Raw genomic sequence first — 22020 nt, 5'->3', positions numbered from 1 at the left:
TCGTCAGGACCGGTTCAGAACCCACGCGCCATGATGGGATGGGCGGCCTTCTCCAATTGCTCGGCGAAGTCCGGATGCGCCACAGCGATGAGGCGGCGGGCACGCTCGGGCAGGCTCTGTCCACGCAACTGCGCGGCACCGTACTCGGTGACGATCACATCGACATCGGCCCGCGCGGTGGTCACCGGCCCCGACAGCGTAGCGGTGATCCGACTGACGGTGCCGCGCTTGGCAGTTGACGGCAACGCGATGATGGAGTGGCCGCCTCGCGAATGGGTGCCGGCGCGCACGAAATCCACCTGACCGCCGGTCCCGCCGACATAGGCGGCGCCACTCTGCTCGGCGTTGACCTGACCGGTCAGATCGACCTCCATGGCCGAATTGATGGTCACCAACCGATCCAGACGCCCGAGCACTCCGGCGTCATGGGTGTAGCTGGTGGCGCACATCCGCAGGGAGATGTTGCGATCGGCAAAGTCGTAGAGCCGCGGGGTCCCGATCAATGCGCCGGCGATCGAGACACCCCGGTCGATCGTCTTGCGCGCGTTGGTGAGCGCGCCCGATTCGACCAGGTCGACGAGTCCGTCGCCGACCATCCCCGAGTGGACTCCCAGGTCGGTACGGTCGTGGAGCAGGCGCAGCATCGCGTCGGGTACGGCGCCGACTCCCATCTGCAGCACGGAACCGTCGCCGATGAAGGCTGCGGCGTGGGCGGCGATGGCCGTGTCGATGTCACTGATGGCCGCGGCACTCACCTCGACGGGCGGTCGGGACACCTTGATTGCATGGTCGATCCGTGACGTCGGCAGCATCTCCCCATAGGTGAACGGCACCTGATCGTTGATCTCGGCGACGACGACTCGCGCCCGGGATACCGCAGCCTGTACGTAGTCGCTGATCAGCCCGAAGCTGTGGCGTCCGAACGAGTCTGGTTGACTCACCTGAACGAATGCCACATCGCAGCGCAGGTGTCCGGACTCGATCATCGGCCCGACCTGGCTGACGTGGCACGGAATGATCTGCAGGTTCCCGGATTTCGTCAGGGACCGCAGCGCACCGATGGCCCCCATACTGGACAGGGTGAAGCCTCGGACCGACTCGGCGGTGAAAATGCCGGAAAAGCTGGTGGCGACAAAGGCGGTCAGGTCCGGAATGTGCTGGCACTGTTCGATGAGCGCTTCGATCAGGGTGGTCGGCTCCCCGCAGGCCTGGCCGATGACGATGTGATCTCCGGGGCGCAGGAATCGTGCGAGATCGAGGTCGGTGAGTGGGGCCGCCGACGGTGTCCGGGTGATGGTCATGATCGGCCGAGGACGTCGTCGGTGTCGGCGCCGAGTCGCGGTGCGGGGCCACGCACGTGTCCGGGAGTGCGGGAGAACCAGGCAGGCGTGCCGGGAAAGCGTACGACACCGTTCGGGGTGTCGACGCGCTCGAAGAATCCGATCGCATCGAGATGGGGATTGTCGAACAGGTCGTCCAGACTGCGTACCGGTGCCGCCGGGATATCCAGTGACCGAAGAAGATCCAGCCACTCGGCGGTGGTCCGTTCGGCAAACGTCTCGCCCAACAACGCGTACACCGTGTCGATCTGGCCGGCCCGCTGCTCCAGCGTCGCGTACTGCGGACCGGCCCACGCCGGCTGCACGGCGGCGACGAAGGCCGACCACTGCTTGTCGTTGTAGACCAGCGCCGAGATATGGCCGTCCTTGGTGCGGTACGGCTTTCGATTCGGGGCGGTGGCGCGCGGATAGACCGCCGGACCGAGCGGAGGATCGAACAAGGCGCCATTGGCGTGTTCCACCAACATGAATGACGCCATGGTCTCGAACATGCCGACCTCGACCTCCTGTCCCTCACCCGAGCGTTCGCGATGGAACAGGGCCATCATCGTGGCGTACAGCGCGGTCATCCCTGCCACCTTGTCGGCGATGATCGAACCGACATAGCCGGCCTGGCCGGTCAACTGCTCCTGCACGAACGGCAGACCACACTCGGCCTGGATGGTGTCGTCGTAGGCGGTCAGGTTCGCATCCGGTCCGCGGCGACTGTAGCCGTAGCAGTTGGTGTAGATGATCGACGGGTTGATCGCGGCGACGTCGTCGTAGGCGAAGCCGAGTCGGCCGATGGCCGCACCCCGCATGGAGTGGATGAAGACGTCGGCATTGGCGACGAGATCGTGAAGTGCAGTGGCGCCCTGCTCGGTACGGAGATCGAGCACGACGCTCTTCTTACCGCGATTCACATTGACGAAGACCCCACCCATCGCGGGTTCGGGACCCACCGAGATGTAGCGCGTGTTGTCGCCCGCGGGTGGCTCGATCTTGATCACCTCGGCACCCATGTCGGCCATGATCTGGGTGCAGTAAGGCCCCATGACCATCGCTGTCAGGTCGATCACGCGCACTCCGTGCAGTGGGCCGTTTTTCATGCCGGGAGTCACGAGTCCGACGCTATCAGATCAATCCTTGTAAGGATAGTGGTATGAATAGGGGGTGAGGACATCGTCCACGATCGGTCACGTACTCGATCATGCTGTGTCGCAGGCGCCGAATTCACCTGCTGTCGAGGCGGTTTCGGGCATCTGGTCATACCGCGAGCTCGACGAGCAGGCTCATCGGGCCGCAGGCGCGCTGTGGGCGCTTGGTGTGCGGCCGGGTGATCGAGTCGCCGCCTGCCTTCCCAATGACCTTGACATCGTCGCGGCGTTCCACGGCGCTGCGCGGATCGGCGCGATCTGGGCCGGTATCGGCGAGGCGCTCTCCGCGGCCGAGCAAGCCGATCTGTCCGAACTGTGCGAGCCCGCCGTGGTGCTCGCCGGTGACCGGTGCCGCATCGCGGGCGGCATTTTTTCGGATCACTGGAAACAACTGATCGCCGAAGCCGATGCCGCCCCGGATATCGCGATCGATCCCGATGCGCCGGCCGGAATCGCCTTCACCAGCGGCACGTCAGGTCGCCCGAAGGCGGTGGTGCACAGCCATCGTAACCTGCTGCTGCCCGGAGCGGTCCTGGGTGAAAGCCGTGGGTGGGGATCGGACCTACGTAAGGGCGATAGTTTTCCGCTCACGATCCTCAACCTGATGGTGCTCTCGACGTTGCTCACCGCGCAGGCCGGTGGATGTGCGGTGATCATGGATCGCCGAGATCTCGACGGGGTGGTCGAGTGGATCACGAGCCGACGAGTGACCGTGTGGAACGGCGCTCCGGCGCAGCTGTATGACCTTGCGCGACGACCCGACATCGATCTCGGTGCCCTGGAGGAGGTCTGGAGCGGCGGCAGCGATACCTCGGATGCGCTGCGACAGGAATTCTCCGCCGCCCATGGGCTGATCCCACGCGCCACCTACGGTCTCACCGAGGCGCCGACAGTGGTCTCCATCGACCCGCCGGGCCGTGAATGGCGCCCGCGAGCCAGTGGAGTGGTGTTGCCGCACCTCGACGTCGCGGCCTACGACGACAACGATGTCCGGCTGCCGGCCGGTGAACTCGGTGAGCTCAAGCTGGCTGGACGCGCCGACGGCGAGTTCGCCGATGCCTGGCGGCCGATGCTCGGGTACTGGGACCGCGGACTCCATCCCACCGTCGACGACCTCATCGCCACCGGCGATGTCGGCACGGTTGATGCCGGCGGGTGGCTGACGGTTGTCGACCGCAAGAAGTTGGTCATCATTCGGGGCGGCGCCAACGTGTATCCGCTCGAGGTGGAGCGGGTCATCGCCACCGATCCGCGTGTCGGGCGCGTGGCCGTCTATCCGCTGCCCGATGACCGACTCGGCCAGCGGGTGGCCGCGGTCATCGAAAGTGGTGGTGAAGCAGTCGATTTCGATCACCTTGCCGACCTTTGCCGACGCGAACTGGCGGGCTACAAGGTGCCGGAGGTCTGGTCGCGGATCGATACGTTGCCGGTGAACGCGATGGGGAAGGTGCTGCGCGCCAACCTCGCCGACGTCGTCGCCGGTGGTGCCGAGGAGGTGGTCCATGTCCGGCGTCGTTGACCCGGCTGCACGATTCGATCTCACCGGCCGGGTGGCCCTGGTGACCGGGGCCTCGTCGGGCCTGGGGGTGGCCGTGGCCGAAGCGCTGAGCGGTGCCGGCGCCCGGGTGGCGGTGGTGGCGCGTCGCCATGATCGACTGGCCGACCTCGCCGAGCGTATCGGCGGGGTGCCGATCGCCTGCGATCTCACTGATGCGGAGCGCGTCGGCGAGATCGTGCCGCAGATGGTCGAGCAGTTGGGACCGCCGCAGATCCTGGTGAACGCCGCGGGCAGCATGTTCACCGAGGAACGGGCCGAAGACGAGCCGCTGGATGCGATCCGAAACACTCTGGGACTCAATCTCACCGCGCCATTCCTGCTGGCGCAGAGCGTCTTTCCGCACATGTGTGAGCTCGGTGGGGGATCGATCATCAACGTGTCGTCGATCAGTGGACGGGTGGGCATCCCCGGCATCCCGCAAGCGTCCTACGCGGCGAGCAAGGCCGGACTGTCCGGTCTCACCGCCGAACTCGCGGTGCAGTGGGCGCGGCACTCGATCCGGGTGAACACGGTGGCGCCCGGTTTCTTTCGCAGTGAGATCACCGCTCCGCTCTATGCCGGCGAACGCTCCCTCGCCTATCTGCAGCGCAATACCCCGTTGCCGCGAGAGGGGTCTGCCGACGACATCGTGGGGGCGGTGCTGTGGCTTGCCGGCGACGCGGGCGCATACGTGACCGGACAGACCATCGTCGTCGACGGCGGTTGGACCGCGCGCTGACCATCTTGGCTTCAAGTATTTCAATCCTTACAAGGATTGAGTAGGCTCAGGTCCAACACAAGGTCGGGGAGCGGAAAGGAATGTGCTTTGCAGAAGTTCGCAGCAGTGGTCATCGAGAAGGGTGACGCGGGCCAATCGGTCGGCGTGCAGACGCTCGACGTCGCAGATCTCCCTGACGGTGACGTCACCATCGAGGTCGATCACTCGACACTCAACTTCAAGGATGCGCTGGCCATCACCGGTAAGTCCCCGGTGGTGCGGTCGTTCCCGATGGTCCCCGGTATCGATCTCGCCGGTACCGTCGCGGACAGTTCGCATTCGGACTGGTCCGCGGGAGACCGGGTGATCCTGAACGGGTGGGGTGTCGGCGAAAACCATTGGGGTGGACTGGCACAGCGAGCACGGCTCAACGGGGACTGGCTGATCGGCCTGCCCGAGGCCTTCACCTCCGCGCAGGCCATGGCCATCGGTACCGCCGGGTACACAGCCAGCCTGTGCGTCGACGCCCTACTCGACCGCGGGGTCACCCCCGAGCAGGGGGAGATCCTGGTGACGGGCGCCACCGGCGGCGTCGGCAGCGTCGCCATCCTGTTGCTGACCAAGGCCGGATTCACGGTCGCCGCGGCGACCGGCAAGTCCGCCGAAGCCGACTACCTCACGCAACTCGGCGCCACCACAATCATCGACCGAACCGAACTGGGCGACAAGGGCAAACCGCTGCAGAAGGAGCGCTGGGCCGGGGCGATCGACACCGCCGGCAGTCATATCCTCGCCAATGTCTGCGCACAGACGCGCTATGGCGGCACGGTCGCGGCGTGCGGCCTCGCGCAGGGGATGGACTTTCCGGCGACGGTCGCACCGTTCATCCTGCGCGGAGTCTCATTGGCCGGCGTGGATAGCGTGATGGCGCCCAAGGAGAGCCGCATCAGGGCTTGGGAGCGACTCGCGCGTGATCTCGACCCGGCAGTACTTGACGTCGTCGCATCCGAGGTCTCGCTGGCCGAAGCCATTGCCGCCGCCGACACACTCATGGACGGCACGGTGCGTGGGCGCATCGTCGTCGACGTCAATCGATAAAGGGGGACAACTAATGGCCACCAGGACCAGCACCCGCAAGACCCGCACCGCGCCGAAGCCCGTCGAGATGGACTTGTCCGATGTCGACCACCGCGTCGGCAAACCCGTTGGCGGAGGCCAACTGTGGGACCCATGCAGTACCTCCGACATCCGTCGCTGGGTGATGGCGATGGACAACCCCAACCCGATCCACTGGAACGAGGAGTTCGCTCGCGACTCCCGCTACGGCGGCCTCATCGCGCCGCAATCCATTGCCGTCGCATTGGATTACGGACATGGTGCGGCCCCGGCCTGCGTGGGTCGCATCCCGGGCAGTCACCTGATCTTCGGTGGCGAGGAGTGGTGGTTCTACGGCACACCGGTCCGGCCGGGTGACAAACTGTTCCAGGAACGCCGGTTTCACGATTACAAGATCGCCGAAACCAAGTTCGCCGGCCCGACCATGTTCTCCCGCGGCGACACCACCCACACCAACCAGCACGGCGCGCTCGTGGCGCGGGAACGGTCGACCGCCATCCGATATCTATCGGAGGAAGCCACCAAACGCGGCATGTACGACGATCAGGTGGGGGTGATCAAGCGGTGGACGGCCGAGGAACTCACCGAGATCGAGAGTCTGCGGCGGGAGTGGTTGCTGTCCAACCGTCTTGGCGTCTCCCCGCATTTCGACGAGGTCAAGATCGGCGACACCTTGCAGCGGCGGGTCATCGGACCACACAGTATCGCGTCGTTCACCACCGAATACCGCGCCTTCCTGTTCAACATCTGGGGCACCTTCGAGTGGGTTGCGCCTCCCGGTATCGATGACCCGTGGGTCTATCAGGATCCTGGCTGGACAGAGGGTTTCGGGTTCGACGAAGAAGATGCCAAGATCGATCCGCGCAAGCGGGACGGACTCTACGTCGGACCGTCGCGCGGCCACATCGACGCCGAAAAGGCCGGCGAGGTCGGAATGGCACGGGCGTACGGCTACGGTGCGACGATGGGCGCCTGGTGCACCGACTTCCTCGCGAACTGGGCGGGCCACGACGGCCTGGTGCGACACACCAAGGCCGACTTCCGGAGTCCGGCATTCGAGGGTGACGTGACCTACTTCGACGCCGAGGTCGTCGACAAGATCACCGAATCCGACTGGGGTGTGCCCCTGGTGCAGATCAAGCTGAAACTCACCAACCAGGATGGCGACATGTTGGTGTCCTGTACCGCAGAGGTCGAGCTTCCGATCTGACTTACTCATTCACAACGGAATTCACCAGTGAGGCAACGATGACCACTCTGACCCCGACGGACATGCCGTCGGTCGCCACGGGACCGGCCCTCGATGACGAACCCGGACTCGGCGCCCTGACGCTATCCGGTTTCCTCCGCGAGGTGACCCAGGCCTACGGCGACCGAGAAGCGCTGGTGATGCGGACCCCGACCGGCACCGTCCGATGGAGTTACACCGACCTGTGGGAGCGGTCGATCGAGGTGGCCCGGGCTCTGCGCGAGCTCGGTGTCGGAAAGGACTCGCGCGTCGGGGTTCTCATGACCAACCGGGCCGAGTGGTTGTCGGCGGTGTTCGGCACCTCGCTGGCCGGGGGTGTCGCCGTTACGCTCAGCACTTTCTCCACCCCCACCGAGCTCGATCACCTGCTGCGGGTGTCCGGGGTGTCGGTGCTGCTGTTCGAACGGTCGGTGGCGGGCAATGATTTCGCGGCGAGCCTCACGGAGCTGGAACCACTGATCGCCTCCCGGGGCACGGCGCCGCTGCAGTCGGTGAGCTACCCGTTTCTCCGGCACCTGGTGACCATCGGAGAGCGCGCGGACGGCATCGAGGAGTGGGACACCTTCTGCGCCCGGGGCTCGACGGTCGATCGGGAGGTCGTCGAAACAATCGGGGCGACAACATCTCCCAGTGACACTGCGGTGCTGTTCTTCTCCTCCGGGACAACCAGTAAGCCCAAGGGCATTCTGAGTGTGCACCGCGGTGTAGCGATCCAGATGTGGCGGTTCCGGCGGATGTACGGGTTATCCCCGGCGGACGGCGTGCGCTGCTGGTCGGCGAACGGTTTCTTCTGGTCCGGCAACTTCGGGATGGCGCTGGGCTCGACCCTGGCAAGCGGGGGATCGCTGGTGCTGCAGTCGATCTTCGATCCGGTCGAAGCGCTCGAACTCATGGACACCGAGAAGGTGAACTTCCCGGTCGCCTGGCCGCATCAATGGACACAGCTCGAGGCGGCACCGAATTGGGCGACCGTCGATCTGAGCAGTATGCGCTTCGTCGACCGTTACACGCCGATCGCCCGCCACGCGACCGTGTCCACCGACTACACCGAGCCCGGACACGCCTACGGAAACACCGAAACATTCACCATCACAACTTGTTTCCCCGCCAACACCGCCGACGAGGTAATCGGTGGCAGCAGCGGCGAGCCACTACCGGGCAACACCGTGAAAATCGTCGACGCCCTCGACGGCACCACCGTGCCGCTTGGCGAACGCGGTGAAATCTGTGTCAAGGGACCAACACTCATGCTCGGCTACCTCGGCATCCCGCTGATGGACACCCTCGACAGCGAAGGCTTCTTCCACACCGGCGACGGCGGCCACCTCGACGCTGCCGGCCGGCTCTTCTGGGAGGGACGGCTGACCGACATCATCAAGACCGGCGGTGCCAACGTCTCGCCGCTCGAGGTCGACGAGGTGCTCATCGGTCACCCGGGAGTCAAGGTCGCCCGCACCGTCGGCGTGCCCCACGACACCCTGGGTGAAGTGGTGGTCGCCTGCATCGTGCCCCACGCGGGCGCCGACCTCGACGCCGACCGGATACGGGACCACCTACGAGAACAGTTGGCGGCGTACAAGGTACCTCGGCACGTCCTGTTCTTCGCCGACGAGGACATCACGCTCACCGGCAGCGCGAAGATTCGCTCGAGTGAGCTGCGGGAGTTGGCGGCGCAGCGACTGTGAGGGCGTCGGACGGATGCCGCGTCGGTGGCCGCCCGACGCCCCGCCGCTCACATCCCGGCCGGCGGATGTCCGAGTGAGAATACGGCACCGAACGGATCGGTGAGCGCGGCCAGTGTGCCGAACGGGGTTTCCTCGCCGCCCATGAGAATCTTGCCGCCGAGTTCCTCGGCCTGCTTCACCGTCGCGGCGACGTCGTCGACGCAGATGTAGACCTGCCAGAAGGACGGCACCTCCGGCGGAAAGAGCTTGACCGAGTCCATGATTCCCGAGTACGAGGTCTCGCCGACGAAGATCTGGCCGTAGGCGTCAGGTCCGATGGCGTCGGGATCGCCGCCGGTGCCGACCTCATCGATCCGCGCGCCGAGCACCTGGCGATAGAAGTCCAGCGACTTGGCGTAATCCTTGCTCTGGCACTCGAACCAGTACGGGGTGCCATGCTCACCCCACTCGACGAACCCCACGTGGGTGTTGGGCTTCCACCATCCGATGACCGCGCCCGCGGCGTCGACGGCGACCATCATCGTGCCCATGTCGCCGACGTCCATCGGCGGCACCATGATGCTGCCGCCGGCCGCCTCGACGGACTTCACGGTCGCATCCGCGTCGTCGGTGTGCAGGTAAACCGACCACACGTCTGACGGGCCGTTCGGATCCATCGCCGGGCTGAGACCGGCGACCCGGTGCCCGTTCTTCAGGAAGTTCCGGTAGCCGCCGAAGTCCGGGTTGGGATCCTCGGCCTCCCAGCCGAACAGCGCACCGTAGAACTCGGCGGCCTTGTCGGGGTTACTGCTCGTCAGGTCGAACCAGATCGGCGCGCCGACCGGCGCGGAGTACTCAGTCACGGTTGTTCCTCTCACGGGGTGTTCGGGTGGTCACCACGATTGACTCTCAGCCTTGCGGATAATCATCGGTCGGGTGGTGGAAACCGATGAGTTCGCGACGTGGGTGGAGTCGGTATGGGCACAGGCATCGTCGAAGGAGAAGCCATGGAGACCACCACCACCCATGCCGACGCAATCGCGGCCGCGGCCGACGAGATGGCCGCGCTGGCGACGGCGATCACCGACGACCTGCTCGGCAGACCCACTCCGTGTCCGGACCTGGATCTGGGCACCATGCTCGGGCACATCGACATGCTCAGCCGCGCCTTCGCGGCGGCCGGGCGAAAAGAAAAGGGGCCGTTGACCTCGTCGCCGCCCGATCCCGCGGCCTCGGAGCTGGGCGACGACTGGCGTGAGACACTCCCCGGGCATCTACGTGATCTGGCCACGAGCTGGCGAGATCCGGCCGCGTGGGAGGGGATGACCCAGGTCGGCGGTATCGACGCACCCGGACAGGTGTTGGGGACGGTGGCGCTGTCCGAACTCGTGCTGCACGGCTGGGACGTCGCGCGATCCGTCGGGGCCGACCTGACTCTGTCCGACGACGTCCTGCAGGTCGTCTACGACTTCCACTACCCACCGCAACCGCAGGACGAACGCGACGGAATGTTCGGCCCGGTCGTCGAGGTGCCGGCCGATGCCCGGCTCGTCGATCGGTTGGCCGGCCTCACCGGCCGCGATCCGTTCTGGCCGCATGGCAGTCTGGAGGAATGACCGACCTGTCCGCGCGGTTTGCGCGAGTGCTCTGGCCGGCCACGCTCGTCGGTGGACTGTTGTTGGTGGCGTTCGCCCTGGTGCCGTGGGGCACGACCGACGAGGGCGTTCGACCGGCGGTCACCGGTCTCGGTCGGGTGTCGGTGCCCGGGGCGCGGCCCGAGGACGTGGCCTTCCTGGAGGAGCACACCGAACGGCCCGCGCTGGTGACGCTTGCGCTGGGAGCGGTCATCGTCGTCGCCGCTGCGATCGGCTGGTGGCGGCCAACGATTCTGCAGTGGGTGGTCGTCGCGGTTGCCGCGCTGGGCACGGTGATCTGGACGGCCATCGTGCTGGGCGACGTCGCGGGTCACCTGTTCGACAGTCGGGTCACCGAAGCGCTCGGCGACGACCTGCCGACGATGACTCCGGGGTACGGGGTGGTCGGCAGTCTCGTGGTCGCAGTGGTGCTCATCGGGATGATGGGTGGGGCTGTGGCGGTGGGGCGGCATAGCTTGTCACCGGGGGCTTCGTGACGCGTCGGGCTCGCTGCGCTCGTTCGTCACTCCTCAGCCGGCGAGGGCGAGGCGCCAGCGACTAGCCGATCCGACGAATCGTCTTGATCGGTGGCATGCGGTCGAGCGGGGTCAGACCGATGGGGATGCCGTTGGGGCCGTAGGCGTTGAAGACCTGACCGAAGCCGGCGTAGATGCCGACGTGGCTGGCGTCCTTCCAGAAGATGATGATGTCGCCGGGGGCCAAGGCGCCGAAGGGGATCGCATGCCCGACCTTCGCCTGCTGCTGGCTCACGCGAGGGAGGCGGATGCCGGCGGTGCCGAAGGCCCACTGCACCAGGCCTGAGCAATCCCAGGAGTTCGGGCCGACGCCGCCCCACTTGTAGGGCTTGCCGGCCTGGGTGGATGCTGCCGAGAGCGCCTGCATCCCGGCGACCGTCGAGATGGGCAAGAAGATCTCGACCGATCCCGACGACCCGGTCGAGCCATTGTCGGACGATCCCGCCGAACCGGTGTCGGCGAATGCCGAGGGGGCCAGCGGCGCGGTGATGGCGATGGCTGCGGCACACAGCAGACCGGCCGCGCGGTGTCGGAAACTCCCCATGAGCATCAGAGTGACTGATGAGACGGGGAATGTCTCCAGTTCACAGCGATATTGGTAGCAATGAGGCTCAAGTGGCCACAGTGGTTGAGGTGTTCACCAGTAACCGTCCGGATCGGTCTCCGGCGACTCTGACGGGATGATTCCTTCGGCGACGCCGTGGTCGATACTCGCCGACAACCGGGGACACGTCGGCATCATCGCACCCGGCAGCAGCGGCCCGCTACCGTCCACGCCGCCGGCGCGTAATTGTTCGAACTCCAAGCCACTGCACTGCGCCCGAGCCGCCTCGTTCCACTGCACGCTCGTGTGGAACGGACTGGTCTTCTTCACCAGCACGCACGCGTGGCACGTGCGGCACTCGATCTCGCCCATCCCACCGCGCAGGTAGTGCTCGCGGTCGCGGGCAGTCCTGGCATGCACCGCGGCGGCACGGTCGGGATCGTCGCGGAAATCGGGCGCCTTTGCCCAGCCCGGACCGCGGCGGGGGCGTCGAGCGTCGGCGCCCCCCGCGGACTCGGCGTGCTCGGCGGCCCGGGTCACGAGGATCAGACCTCGGCCTTGTCCGAGGACTCGGCCTCGGCTGCTGCCTTTTCCTCTTCCTGGTTGCGGAGATTCTCCTGAATCTCCACACCCCAGCTCTCGAGGGCCTTGGCGGTGTCGATCTCGTACTCGAACCGTTGGTTCATCTCCTCGGTGACATCGGCGGAGTCCACATAGAACTGCTCATACCAGCGACGAAGTTGGTACACCGGGCCGTCTTCTTCGACGAGGAGCGGATTGTCGATGCGGGTCTTGTGTTTCCAGATCTCGACGTCCTGCAGGAACCCCACCTCGACGCCGGCCGTGATCTTCTTCGCCATCCGGGCGGCCTGCTCGGCGGTCAGCCCCTCGGGCACCTTCGCCATGACGCCGTACATCAGCACGAACGAGTTCTCGTCGATCGGGTAGTGGCAGTTGGTCAGGATCGTCTCGACGGCGTAGTCGCCGTAGTACTGAACCATCGGATTGAGCATGTAGGACGGCCCGTAGTACGCGGCGATCGATTCGAGACGGCTGTCGCCGTAGTTGGTGCCCAGCGTGACATCCGGGCGCCCATGGGAATTCATGTACTGCGCGGCGATCTCACCCTCGAAGACGTTCTTGAAGTGGTCAGGCAGGGCGAAGTGCACGTAGTAGAAGTGCGCCATGTCGACGACGTTGTCGATGATCTCGCGGCAGTTGGAGCCCTCGATCACCAGGCGCGTCCAGGTCCACGGCGTCCACTCGTCGGAGCCGACCTCGTCGAGCTCGGGGATGATGCAGTCCTCCGGCGGCGGGTTGCCCTCGGGGTCGTTGTAGACGAAGACCTGACCGTTGCGCGTCATGGTCGGCCACGCGCGCGTCTTCGCCAGCTTGGGATTGCGCTTGGCGTACGGGACATCGGCGCAGCGGCCGTTGCCCTTCCAGCGCCACCCATGGAACGGGCACGCGACGTTGCCGTCCTTGATCGATCCCTGCGAAAGGTCGGCACCCATGTGGCGGCAGAATGCGTCGAGCACGTTGATCTGCGCGTCGGTACCCTCGCCGGTCGCCCACACCACCAGCTTCGTGCCGAAAATCTCTACCGAATGCGGTTTACCGTCGGTGAACTCATCGATGAGCCCGAGGCAGTGCCATCCGCGGGCGAAACGGGTGGGCACCGCGCCGGTGTCGATCTCCCGCACGTCGACGTCGTCGTCGCCACGGGTGGCTGCGCCCGCGGGCTGGGATGTGGTGGACATCCGCACTCCTGTCGTGTCGTGTCATCGCCGGACTTGTTTGCTCAGTCCGAAATCCCTCAGATCAATACTAGAACATGTTACAAAAATGGGGAGCCGAGCGGTATCGATGAGTGGGATTGCGGCTGGAAATAGGGCCAAAGTCCCTGTACTCGACATAAATGAGAACGTGTTCTAGTCTCAAAACAGATGAGGATCGCATCGGCCGTCAGCATGGTCGACAAAGACGAGTAGGAGCGGGCGACATGCCAGATATACGCAGCGAAGCGGCGGAGCAGGTTCTGGAAAAGATCAACGCACTCCTTCCGGAGATCGAGCAGCGCGCGCAGCAGACCGAGGATCTGCGGCGCATTCCGGACGAGACGGTATCCAGCCTGGAAGGTGCCGGCTTCTTCAAGCTGATGCAGCCGGAGCAGTGGGGCGGCTACCAGGTCGACCCGGTGACCTTTTACGAGGCGGTCCGACGCATCGCCACCGCGTGCGGATCCACCGGATGGGTGTCGGGCATCATCGGCATCCACAACTGGCACCTCGCGCTGTTCGACCAGCAGGCGCAGGAGGACGTCTGGGGTTCCGACACCTCGGTACGCATCTCGTCGTCGTACGCGCCGATGGGCATGGGCGAGGTCGTCGACGGCGGTTACAAGGTCAACGGGTCGTGGGCGTGGTCGTCGGGCTGCGAAATCGCCGACTGGGTGTTCGTGGGTGGTCCGGTGATCAAGGACGGCAAGCCGGTCGACTTCGTGAGCTTCCTGATCCCGCGCGAGGACTACACCATCAAGGACGTGTGGAACGTGGTCGGACTGCGCGGTACCGGGTCCAACACCATCGAGGTCAAGGATGTGTTCGTGCCGCGGCACCGCATGCTGTCGATGCGCACCATGAGCATGGGGCAGAGCCCGGGGCTCGCGCAGAATACCGCACCGGTCTACAAGATGCCTTGGGGCACAATTCATCCGAGCACCATCTCGTCGCCGATCGTGGGAATGGCCTACGGTGCCTACCGCGCGCACGTCGAGCATCAGGGCAAGCGGGTGCGTGCCGCCTACGCCGGTGAGAAGGCCAAGGACGATCCGTTCGCCAAGGTGCGTATCGCCGAGGCCGCCAGCGACATCGACGCCGCATGGCGTCAGCTGTCCGGCAACCTGCAGGCCGAGTATGACCTGATCCTTGCCGGACAAGAGGTTCCGATGGAACTGCGCCTGGCTGCCCGTCGCGACCAGGTCCGCGCCACCGGCCGGGCCATCGACGCCATCGACCTGCTGTTCGAGAATTCCGGTGCGCATGCGCTGGAGAACGGCACGCCGATTCAACGATTCTGGCGCGACGCGCACGCCGGCCGCGTGCATGCCGCCAACGATCCGGAACGCGCCTACGTCGCATTCGGCAACGGCGAGTTCGGGATTCCGATCGGTGACACGATGGTGTGATGGTTACCCTTCGACACGCACGCTCCTTCGTCGCGGGCTGCTCAGGGAGCGGGGACTTCGTCGGGAGCGCAATGATGACTGACTCCAGGAGAATGAGATGAGTGACTGTCCGATCCGGTCGTTGGGCTATATGCGGATCGAGGCCACCGACATCGATGCGTGGCGCGAGTACGGGCTCAAGGTGCTCGGCATGATCGAGGGTCAGGGTCTGACCGACGGTGCGCTGTACCTGCGGATGGATGACTTTCCGGCGCGTCTGGTCATCGTGCCGTCCGAGCACGACCGGCTCGCCGCATCGGGTTGGGAGTGCTCGAATGCGGCAGCGCTGCAAGATGTTCGGGACCGATTGTCGGCGGCGGGGGTGATCTTCCGCGAAGGCAAGGACGAGGAACTCGCCGACCGGCGGGTGGTCGAGATGATCGTGTTCACCGACCCGGCCGGCAATACCATCGAGGCTTTCCACGGCGTTGCCCTCGAACACCGCCGGGTGGTGAGCCCGTATGGGCACCGGTTCGTCACCGAGGAACAAGGGCTCGGTCACGTCGTGCTCACCTGCGACGACGACCAGGCGGCGCTCGCGTTCTATCGCGACGTCCTCGGCTTCAAGTTGCGGGACTCGATGCGACTGCCGCCGCAGGTGGTCGGCCGCGAGGAAGGCGAGGACCCGGCATGGTTGCGGTTCCTCGGCTGCAATCCGCGGCATCATTCGTTGGCATTCCTGCCGATCCCGAACAGCACCGGCATCGTGCACCTCATGCTCGAGGTGGAGAACTCCGACGACGTCGGCCTGTGCCTCGACCGGGCGCTGCGCAAGAAGGTCAAGATGTCGGCGTCGCTCGGGCGCCACGTCAACGACCTGATGCTGTCCTTCTACATGAAGACACCCGGCGGCTTCGACGTCGAATTCGGTTGTGAAGGGCGACAAGTCGATGACGATGGCTGGATCGCCCGAGAGAGTACCGCGGTCAGTCTGTGGGGACATGACTTCACCATCGGCTTCCAGAACTGACATGACCCGGACTCCCTACGGTTCGGCAGACTTCGATCCCCGGCAGTTCCGCACGGCCATGGGGCAGTTCTGCACCGGTGTCACCGTGATCACCACTCTCGACCCGGAGGGAGCGCCGGTGGGCTTTGCCTGCCAGTCGTTTGCGGCGCTTTCGCTGGACCCGCCGTTGGTGCTCTTCTGTCCGCAGAAGACGTCACGCAGTTGGAAGGTGATCGAGCAGACCGGCAAGTTCTGCGTCAACGTGCTGTCCAACCGGCAGCAGGATGTCAGCGCGGCGTTCGGCGCCCCCGGCGACGACAAGTTCCGCAACGTCATCTGGGATCCGTCCCCGGCCGGTCTCCCGGTTATTCGGCATGCGCTCACCTGGGTGGAGTGCGATATCGAACGCGTCACCGACGGTGGCGATCATCACATAGTCATCGGGCGAGCGGTTACGCTCGGAGATGTGTTGCAGGACAAGCCATTGCTGTTCTATCGCGGTGGTTATCTGTCGACCGAGCATCCGCGGGTCACGCCCGCGCAGGCGGAGTTGGAGAACTTTCTCACGTGGACTGGAGGGGACACCTGGCTATGAGCACCGCATCTGTCGACGAGGCTGTGGTGCAACGCCCCGCCGACGTCACCAAACCGCTGACCGACGCCATCGCTGAAGCCGAGAAGCTCGTTGCGTCAGCGGAATTCGTTGAGTCGGAGCAGGATCTTGCCGAGGGGTACGACTATCTCGCCGGCAGTATCGCGGCGATCGTGCAACTCGTTCGATCTCGCCAGAAGTCGCATCCCAACTTCATCACGTCGACCGGGCCGTCGACGAAGATGGGCCTCGACAATCCGGACACGCTGTACTTCCACGCGGACCTGGAACCGACCGGAACCTACGTCGTGCGGGGACACCGGGGCAGCACAACCGATCTCAGTTTCCAGGTACTCGCCGGGGAGTACACGCCGACGTCGGTGCCGGGCGGCGATGACGCGTTCGACGACCGACGGATCCCGATCGATGAGAACGGGGACTTCGAGATCACCTTCGGGCCGCCCATCGATACCGACCGTGACGACTACTTCGTCCTGGCCGAGGGAGCCTCGATGCTGTCGGTGCGGGAGGTGTACAGCGATTGGGCTGAGCACCGGGGGACGCTGTCCATCGAACGTGTTGATACGGCGGGTACCGCACCGGCGGAACCTGATCTGGCGCGGGTTGTCCGGCGGTACTCCACGGCGGGCAAGATGCTGACGTCGCGCATCAACACCTGGTTCAACTTTCCCAAATGGTTTTACCTCGACGAACCGGTGAACACGTTCACCGCACCGCGATTGACGCCCGGCGGACTCGCCACGCAGTACTCGTCGGTGGGGCATTTCCGCCTCGCCGACACCGAGGCGATGGTGATCACGGTGCCGAAGTCGGACGTGCCGTATCAGGGATTCCAGCTCGGCAGCATGTGGTACATCTCGCTGGACTACGTGAATCATCAGACGAGTCTGAACTCGTCTCAGGCGCAGGCTGATCCGGACGGCATGATCCGGATGGTGGTGTCGCGACGCAATCCCGGGATCGCCAACTGGATCGAGACCACCGGCCGCACCCGCGGGATTCTGCAGTTCCGGTGGCAGCGGGTAGACGAGCCGATCCTGCCGAGCGCCGGGCCGAGCGCTGCGGTGATCGACATCGACGATGTGCCTGCGCATCTGCCGTATCTGGAACACAATCGGATCGACGAAGTCGGCTGGGCGGAGCGCATCGCGACGCGGCAGCGCGGCTTCGCAGAGAGGATGTTGGGATGACCGATACTGGTCTGCTGCGCGACAAGGTCGTCGTGGTGTCAGGGGTGGGGCCAGGACTCGGCCGATCGATCTGCCTGCGGGCGGCCGCGGCCGGTGCGCGGGTGGTGCTCGCCGCCCGCACCGAATCACGCTTGAAAGAGGTTGCCGCCGAGATCGACGCATCGGGTGGGACGTCGGTGGTGGTGCCGACCGACATCACCGACCCGCGGGCCGTCGACGCCCTGGTGGCCGCGACGATGGACGAGTTCGGGCGCGCCGATGTGCTGGTGAACAATGCGTTCGCGCTCCCGTCGATGAAGCCGTTGGCGCGCACCGACTTCGACCAGATCACCGCCAGCCTGGATCTCACCGTGCTCGGCACCTTGCGTGTCATCAAGGCATTCACCGACCCGCTCGCCAAATCCGATGGGGCGATCGTGAACATCAACTCGATGGTCATCCGGCACTCCGAACCACGTTACGGCAGCTATAAGTTGGCCAAGTCGGCGATGCTGGCGATGTCGCAGACATTGGCGACCGAGCTGGGCGACAAGGGAATCCGCGTCAATACGGTGGCGCCGGGCTACATCTGGGATGACCAGCTGAAGTGGTACTTCGGTGAGGTCGCCAAGAAGTACGGCATCACCCCCGAGCAGGTGTATGAACAAACCGCGAGCCGCTCGGACCTCAAGCGCCTACCCGAACCCGACGAGATTGCCGAAGCCGTCGTATTCCTGGCCTCGCCGATGGCCAGCGCCATCACCGGGCACACGTTGGACGTGAACTGCGGTGAATACCATGACTAGTGCGGCACGTATACCGGGCGCCGGGAGCGCAGCGAGCGGGCCCAGAATCAACGTTGGTACGTTCGACGATCTGCACGAGTCGGCTACTCGGGCAACCGGACTCGACGACTTCGGTGACGTCACCGAGTATCGGGAGGCGCTCGAGGTGCTCCTCGAGTCCTACCGCCAGGACGCGGACTTGACCGAACTCGGCAGCAAGATGTTCCGCTTCTTCCTCAAGGGTGCGCTGATCGCGCGGCTGCTGTCGGAGGCGTCGTGGGCGGCGAATCCGTCGTACGCCGAGGTGCCGATCAGCCGGCCGGTCTTCGTCACCGGGTTGCCCCGCACCGGAACGACAGCGCTGCACCGACTTCTGTCGGCAGACCCGGGGCATCAGGGTCTGGAGATGTGGCTGGCGGAGTTCCCGCAGCCCCGACCGGGGCGGCAGACGTGGGAGTCGAACCCGGTATACCAGCAGATCAACGCCGGGCTCGAGAAACATCACGTCGACAATCCCGAGTTCATGGGGCTGCACTACCTCGAGGCGGGGGAGGTGGAGGAGTGCTGGCAACTGTTGCGGCAGAACGTGATGTCGATTTCGTACGAGTCGCTGGCCTATCTACCGACGTACTCGCGGTGGCTCGCGCAACAGGATTGGACGCCGGCCTACGTCCGGCATCGACGCAACCTCCAGCTGATCGGTCTCCACGATCCCGAGAAGCGGTGGGTGCTGAAGAATCCCAGCCACATGTTCGCCCTCGATGCGCTGATGGCCGCCTACCCGGACGCGCTGGTCATCCAGACGCACCGCCCGCCGGAGACGATCATCGCCTCGATGTGCAGTCTCGCCGAACACGCGACACCGGGCTGGTCGAACACCTTCGTGGGAGACAAGATCGGCGAGACCCAACTCGAACTGTGGTCGCGAGGACTGCGCGAGTTCGAGTCCGCGCGAAGGAAATACAATTCCGCACAGTTCCTCGACATCGACTTCGACGATCTGCGCTCCGATCCGTTCGGCACCGTCGAACGGGTGTATGCGGCGCTGGACGTCGAACTGTCGCAACCGGGCCGGGTGGCGATGGAGGCGCTTGACGCCGAAAGTCGCTCCGGTGCACGGAAACCGCAACACCAGTACCGGCTCGAGGACTACGGGCTCACCGAGACGATGGTGACCGAGGCGTTCAGACGGTGATCATTGGGGTGGCGTCGCCGCCGAGCGCTGCCACCTCACGCAATGCCTCGTCGATGCACGCGGTGAGTTCTGGTGCCGACGTGATCGCCGCGGGATCGCTGTTGATGCCGAGGAATACGTGCCCGGCATACGACATCAGCGCAATATTCACCGCTGCACCCGACTTCGGGGCGAACGGCACCATCATGATCACCCTCGCGCCGGCCAGATAGACCTCGATGGGCGGGCCGGGCACGTTGGTGGCCGCCACGTCGACGCCCTTCATCAGCGCACCCGCTGTCATGGTAGTGACCGGCCCCGGCAGTACGGTCAGTAGCCGATACACGATGCTCGACATCCGTAGCGCCGGATCCTGTTGTGCGCGTTGCAGTACGGGATGCAGTTCGCGAACGCGATCGCGAGGGTCGTCGGTGCCGGTGGGGATCACGAATCGGGCAGGCACCCACCGATTTCCGCCAGGCTCGTCGGTTTCGGTGCGGACGCTGATAGGCATGTTGACGCGCAACGCAGTCACGTCAGCACCGCGCAGGCGATGGTAGTCGCGCAGTCCGCCGACCACCGCGCCGACGAACACGTCGTTGATCGACGTCCCGGTGGCCTGGGCGGCCGCCTTCAGGTCGGCGAGTGGTGCTGTGGCAATGGTGAACTCCACCGACAGGGACCGACCGGTCATCACCGGGGACAGTGGCTCGCCCTGCGGCGCGAGCATCCGTGCCGCCGACACGGTGAAGGTGCCTGCCGCGGTGACCGATCCGATCGGGTTGGTCGCGAGGTCCTTGACCGCGGTGAGGGCATAACCGCCGGCGGTGGCGACTTCACCGGCGACCTGACCGGCCTCGAATCGGGTGGCTTGGCGGAGCCGGCTGAGCAGGTTCGCCGGGTGCGGTGTGGGCGCCTTCGGCATCGGCCCCAGATCTGCGGGCTCGCGGGTGAGATCGAACATCACCGCGCCCATCTCCATGCCGCCCATGCCGTCGGTGATGGCGTGATGGATCTTCATCAGCATGGCCGCTCGGACGGATTCGTCGCCGACGCCGGCGTCGAGGTCGGTGAGCACAGCGACCTCCCACAACGGTCGTGACCGATCGAAGTCCTGCTCACTCATGCGTTCGGCGTAGTCGAGGACGCCGTCGAGCGCGCACCGCTGCTGGGGAAGTCGCCGCCACCGGATGTGGTAGTCGAAGTCGAAGTTCGGATCGGTTTCCCAGCGTGGCGGCGCGATGGAGAATGGATTGCCGACGGCGCGTTGCCGGAGCTTGGGGTACATGCGTGACATGCGTTCGGCACGATCGCGAACGACATCCGGGTCGGGTTCCCGGTCGAGGAGCACCATGAACGTGATGACCGAGCGCAGCAGCGGGTCGCCCTCGATGCCGAACATGACCGCATCGAACGAGCCCATCCGTGGATCGTTCGTCATGTGTGTGATTGTGCAGCACCGCAGGCGCTCGTGAGCCGGTTTCGGACGCGGGGAGGCGCTACTGTTCGGAGCATGAGCACAGATCCGGAGCGGCGGTCGGAAGAGGGTTTTCGTCGGCTGATGGCGTTCTCCGACGCGGTGGTGGCGATCGCGTTGACGCTCTTGGTGTTGCCGCTGGCCGAGATTGCCGGTGACCTCGACGAGCCCACCACGGTGTGGCAGGTGCTCGCCGATCACCAATCGGCGATAATCAGCTTCCTCATCAGCTTCGTCGTGATCTGGGTGCTGTGGCGCAATCATCATCGGATCGGCGAGTACTTCAATTCCTACGACCCCGTGTTCGTCAACCTCAACTTCGTGTGGTTGCTGACGATCGTGCTGTTGCCGTTCGCAACCGCATTGATCGCCGGCGACCGCGTAGAGCGCGCGAACGTCCTGTACATCGGGGTCCTCGCGGTGTCGATCCTGACGGAGATCGCCATGACCTGGTGGGGATCGCGACATCGCGAACTGCTGGAGGACGCCCCCGACGTGGAGGCATGGCTGCAGCGCAGACACGGCGTCGGGACCGCGGTGGCCCTGGTGATTGCACTGATCGTGGCGATCGTGGTGCCGGACTCGGGGGTTTGGCCCCTCTTCCTGCTCTTACTATCCGGGCCAATTGAGGGGATGCTGACGCGATTCGGGTGGCGCAGCGAGGCTGGCTCGAGTCGAGATCAGCGTTGACGTTCGTAGAACTTCAGTGTGCCGTCGCGGCCCACGATGGCGATCGCGATGCGGTCGTCCACACGGAAGGTGGTGCCCGACCGGTCGGTGCCGCTGTAGGAGAAGTGGCGCGGATGTCCCGCGGTGCGCACAACCTTGGTGACGGGCACTCGGGTCGTCGAATGGTTGAACTTGTCGTAGCCGACATAGGTCAGTGTGCCGGTGTGCCATTGACGGCAAATCGTCGCCGACTTGTGGACGGTATCGGCGCCGGCCATGCGCTGCCAACCCGGTGCACAGGCAGGGGTCTGGGCGCTTGCCGGACCGGCACCTGCGGTGAACAAACCCAGGCCGATCGCGACACTGCTCGCGCCCAGGGCGACACGTGTGAGCGTCGTGGTCATTGATGTACTCCTTCGTGTGTGGCGTGATCGGCGTCAGGTTCGGCGCCGCACGTGAAGGAGTTTTTCGAACGTGGTGGTAG

At 65.3% G+C, this 22020-nt stretch carries 22 protein-coding genes; 14 read left to right on the top strand and 8 right to left on the bottom strand.

The features are described from left to right. Positions 1–14: 14 nt before the first annotated feature. On the bottom strand, positions 15–1301 hold the full coding sequence (locus tag AAFP30_RS23015; RefSeq protein WP_419232350.1) for an acetyl-CoA hydrolase/transferase family protein: 1287 nt from the start codon (positions 1299–1301) through the stop codon (positions 15–17). After that, the gene (locus tag AAFP30_RS23010; RefSeq protein ID WP_419232440.1) at positions 1298–2428 is read right to left on the bottom strand and encodes a CaiB/BaiF CoA transferase family protein; all 1131 of its coding nucleotides are present in this window, start codon (positions 2426–2428) and stop codon (positions 1298–1300) included. The genes AAFP30_RS23015 and AAFP30_RS23010 overlap by 4 nt, the downstream gene beginning before the upstream one ends. A gap of 64 nt (positions 2429–2492) precedes the next feature. On the opposite strand from AAFP30_RS23010, the gene AAFP30_RS23005 reads away from it, so the two are divergent. The 5 genes from AAFP30_RS23005 to AAFP30_RS22985 all read left to right on the top strand — a co-directional run bounded on the left by AAFP30_RS23005 (position 2493) and on the right by AAFP30_RS22985 (position 8781). Next, the gene (locus AAFP30_RS23005; protein WP_419232349.1) at positions 2493–3995 is read left to right on the top strand and encodes a class I adenylate-forming enzyme family protein; all 1503 of its coding nucleotides are present in this window, start codon (positions 2493–2495) and stop codon (positions 3993–3995) included. Continuing rightward, a complete protein-coding gene (locus tag AAFP30_RS23000; RefSeq protein ID WP_419232348.1) occupies positions 3979–4752 on the top strand; it encodes an SDR family NAD(P)-dependent oxidoreductase in 774 nt (257 codons plus the stop codon). Before AAFP30_RS23005 ends, AAFP30_RS23000 begins: the two co-directional genes overlap by 17 nt. Before the next feature lie 87 nt (positions 4753–4839). After that, a complete protein-coding gene (locus AAFP30_RS22995; RefSeq protein ID WP_419232347.1) occupies positions 4840–5829 on the top strand; it encodes an MDR family oxidoreductase in 990 nt (329 codons plus the stop codon). Between the two features lie 13 nt (positions 5830–5842). Continuing rightward, entirely contained in the window at positions 5843–7057 is a 1215-nt protein-coding gene (locus AAFP30_RS22990) for an FAS1-like dehydratase domain-containing protein (RefSeq protein ID WP_419232346.1), read from the top strand. Positions 7058–7095: 38 nt separating this feature from the next. Beyond that, on the top strand, positions 7096–8781 hold the full coding sequence (locus AAFP30_RS22985; RefSeq protein WP_419232345.1) for a class I adenylate-forming enzyme family protein: 1686 nt from the start codon (positions 7096–7098) through the stop codon (positions 8779–8781). A 47-nt stretch (positions 8782–8828) separates the two neighbouring features. On the opposite strand, the gene AAFP30_RS22980 is transcribed toward AAFP30_RS22985, so the two are convergent. Beyond that, on the bottom strand, positions 8829–9623 hold the full coding sequence (locus AAFP30_RS22980; RefSeq protein WP_419232344.1) for a VOC family protein: 795 nt from the start codon (positions 9621–9623) through the stop codon (positions 8829–8831). Between the two features lie 144 nt (positions 9624–9767). Between AAFP30_RS22980 and AAFP30_RS22975 the strand changes: the two genes are divergently transcribed. Together AAFP30_RS22975 and AAFP30_RS22970 are read left to right on the top strand one after the other, a co-directional pair. Then, positions 9768–10376 carry a TIGR03086 family metal-binding protein gene (locus tag AAFP30_RS22975; protein WP_419232343.1) on the top strand — a complete coding sequence of 203 codons (609 nt, stop codon included), beginning with the start codon at positions 9768–9770 and terminating at the stop codon, positions 10374–10376. Further along, entirely contained in the window at positions 10373–10891 is a 519-nt protein-coding gene (locus AAFP30_RS22970) for a hypothetical protein (protein ID WP_419232342.1), read from the top strand. The genes AAFP30_RS22975 and AAFP30_RS22970 overlap by 4 nt, the downstream gene beginning before the upstream one ends. Positions 10892–10952: 61 nt before the next feature. Here the strand turns inward: AAFP30_RS22970 and AAFP30_RS22965 are convergent, their stop codons facing one another. From AAFP30_RS22965 to AAFP30_RS22955, 3 genes are all read right to left on the bottom strand, one after another. Then, positions 10953–11474: a C40 family peptidase gene (locus AAFP30_RS22965; protein WP_419232341.1), complete on the bottom strand. Its 522-nt coding sequence runs from the start codon at positions 11472–11474 to the stop codon at positions 10953–10955. A 93-nt stretch (positions 11475–11567) separates the two neighbouring features. Further along, positions 11568–12014, bottom strand: a complete 447-nt coding sequence (locus tag AAFP30_RS22960) for a hypothetical protein (protein WP_419232340.1) — start codon at positions 12012–12014, stop codon at positions 11568–11570. Between the two features lie 5 nt (positions 12015–12019). Continuing rightward, positions 12020–13234, bottom strand: coding sequence for a Rieske 2Fe-2S domain-containing protein (locus AAFP30_RS22955; RefSeq protein ID WP_419232339.1), 1215 nt, complete (start codon positions 13232–13234; stop codon positions 12020–12022). 242 nt (positions 13235–13476) lie between these two features. Here AAFP30_RS22955 and hsaA point away from each other — a divergent pair, with 242 nt between their 5' ends. The 6 genes from hsaA to AAFP30_RS22925 all read left to right on the top strand — a co-directional run bounded on the left by hsaA (position 13477) and on the right by AAFP30_RS22925 (position 19411). Beyond that, a complete protein-coding gene (hsaA, locus tag AAFP30_RS22950) occupies positions 13477–14661 on the top strand; it encodes a 3-hydroxy-9,10-secoandrosta-1,3,5(10)-triene-9,17-dione monooxygenase oxygenase subunit (RefSeq protein WP_419232338.1) in 1185 nt (394 codons plus the stop codon). Positions 14662–14758: 97 nt separating this feature from the next. Continuing rightward, positions 14759–15670, top strand: coding sequence for an iron-dependent extradiol dioxygenase HsaC (gene hsaC, locus AAFP30_RS22945; RefSeq protein WP_419232337.1), 912 nt, complete (start codon positions 14759–14761; stop codon positions 15668–15670). A 1-nt stretch (position 15671) separates the two neighbouring features. Further along, a complete protein-coding gene (gene hsaB, locus AAFP30_RS22940) occupies positions 15672–16244 on the top strand; it encodes a 3-hydroxy-9,10-secoandrosta-1,3,5(10)-triene-9,17-dione monooxygenase reductase subunit (RefSeq protein WP_419232336.1) in 573 nt (190 codons plus the stop codon). Beyond that, positions 16241–17452, top strand: coding sequence for a hypothetical protein (locus AAFP30_RS22935; protein WP_419232335.1), 1212 nt, complete (start codon positions 16241–16243; stop codon positions 17450–17452). Before hsaB ends, AAFP30_RS22935 begins: the two co-directional genes overlap by 4 nt. Next, positions 17449–18237, top strand: coding sequence for an SDR family oxidoreductase (locus AAFP30_RS22930; protein WP_419232334.1), 789 nt, complete (start codon positions 17449–17451; stop codon positions 18235–18237). The genes AAFP30_RS22935 and AAFP30_RS22930 overlap by 4 nt, the downstream gene beginning before the upstream one ends. Next, positions 18230–19411 carry a sulfotransferase family protein gene (locus AAFP30_RS22925; protein ID WP_419232333.1) on the top strand — a complete coding sequence of 394 codons (1182 nt, stop codon included), beginning with the start codon at positions 18230–18232 and terminating at the stop codon, positions 19409–19411. Before AAFP30_RS22930 ends, AAFP30_RS22925 begins: the two co-directional genes overlap by 8 nt. Here the strand turns inward: AAFP30_RS22925 and AAFP30_RS22920 are convergent. After that, a complete protein-coding gene (locus tag AAFP30_RS22920; protein WP_419232332.1) occupies positions 19401–20831 on the bottom strand; it encodes a wax ester/triacylglycerol synthase domain-containing protein in 1431 nt (476 codons plus the stop codon). The two genes, AAFP30_RS22925 and AAFP30_RS22920, sit on opposite strands and share 11 nt — an antisense overlap. 72 nt (positions 20832–20903) lie before the next feature. Between AAFP30_RS22920 and AAFP30_RS22915 the strand changes: the two genes are divergently transcribed. Beyond that, positions 20904–21557 carry a TMEM175 family protein gene (locus tag AAFP30_RS22915; RefSeq protein ID WP_419232331.1) on the top strand — a complete coding sequence of 218 codons (654 nt, stop codon included), beginning with the start codon at positions 20904–20906 and terminating at the stop codon, positions 21555–21557. Here AAFP30_RS22915 and AAFP30_RS22910 read toward each other — a convergent pair. Continuing rightward, positions 21548–21940, bottom strand: a complete 393-nt coding sequence (locus AAFP30_RS22910) for a hypothetical protein (RefSeq protein WP_419232330.1) — start codon at positions 21938–21940, stop codon at positions 21548–21550. The two genes, AAFP30_RS22915 and AAFP30_RS22910, sit on opposite strands and share 10 nt — an antisense overlap. Positions 21941–22020: the final 80 nt, after the last annotated feature.

Source organism: Gordonia sp. CPCC 205515, from assembly GCF_048537925.1.
Lineage (GTDB): Bacteria > Actinomycetota > Actinomycetes > Mycobacteriales > Mycobacteriaceae > Gordonia.
The sequence above is the reverse complement of the archived record's forward strand: the minus strand, read 5'-3'. Positions and strand labels throughout refer to the sequence as shown.

Coding starts and splice junctions, on each gene's coding strand:
- hsaB (WP_419232336.1), top strand. CDS start 15,672: ATGACCCGGACTCCCTACGGTTCGGCAGACTTCGATCCCCGGCAGTTC.
- AAFP30_RS22990 (WP_419232346.1), top strand. CDS start 5,843: ATGGCCACCAGGACCAGCACCCGCAAGACCCGCACCGCGCCGAAGCCC.
- AAFP30_RS22935 (WP_419232335.1), top strand. CDS start 16,241: ATGAGCACCGCATCTGTCGACGAGGCTGTGGTGCAACGCCCCGCCGAC.
- AAFP30_RS23000 (WP_419232348.1), top strand. CDS start 3,979: ATGTCCGGCGTCGTTGACCCGGCTGCACGATTCGATCTCACCGGCCGG.
- AAFP30_RS23015 (WP_419232350.1), bottom strand. CDS start 1,301: ATGACCATCACCCGGACACCGTCGGCGGCCCCACTCACCGACCTCGAT.
- AAFP30_RS22930 (WP_419232334.1), top strand. CDS start 17,449: ATGACCGATACTGGTCTGCTGCGCGACAAGGTCGTCGTGGTGTCAGGG.
- AAFP30_RS22965 (WP_419232341.1), bottom strand. CDS start 11,474: ATGGGGAGTTTCCGACACCGCGCGGCCGGTCTGCTGTGTGCCGCAGCC.
- hsaA (WP_419232338.1), top strand. CDS start 13,477: ATGCCAGATATACGCAGCGAAGCGGCGGAGCAGGTTCTGGAAAAGATC.
- AAFP30_RS22910 (WP_419232330.1), bottom strand. CDS start 21,940: ATGACCACGACGCTCACACGTGTCGCCCTGGGCGCGAGCAGTGTCGCG.
- AAFP30_RS22985 (WP_419232345.1), top strand. CDS start 7,096: ATGACCACTCTGACCCCGACGGACATGCCGTCGGTCGCCACGGGACCG.
- hsaC (WP_419232337.1), top strand. CDS start 14,759: ATGAGTGACTGTCCGATCCGGTCGTTGGGCTATATGCGGATCGAGGCC.
- AAFP30_RS22970 (WP_419232342.1), top strand. CDS start 10,373: ATGACCGACCTGTCCGCGCGGTTTGCGCGAGTGCTCTGGCCGGCCACG.
- AAFP30_RS22925 (WP_419232333.1), top strand. CDS start 18,230: ATGACTAGTGCGGCACGTATACCGGGCGCCGGGAGCGCAGCGAGCGGG.
- AAFP30_RS22955 (WP_419232339.1), bottom strand. CDS start 13,234: ATGTCCACCACATCCCAGCCCGCGGGCGCAGCCACCCGTGGCGACGAC.
- AAFP30_RS23010 (WP_419232440.1), bottom strand. CDS start 2,428: ATGAAAAACGGCCCACTGCACGGAGTGCGCGTGATCGACCTGACAGCG.
- AAFP30_RS22975 (WP_419232343.1), top strand. CDS start 9,768: ATGGAGACCACCACCACCCATGCCGACGCAATCGCGGCCGCGGCCGAC.
- AAFP30_RS22915 (WP_419232331.1), top strand. CDS start 20,904: ATGAGCACAGATCCGGAGCGGCGGTCGGAAGAGGGTTTTCGTCGGCTG.
- AAFP30_RS22920 (WP_419232332.1), bottom strand. CDS start 20,831: ATGACGAACGATCCACGGATGGGCTCGTTCGATGCGGTCATGTTCGGC.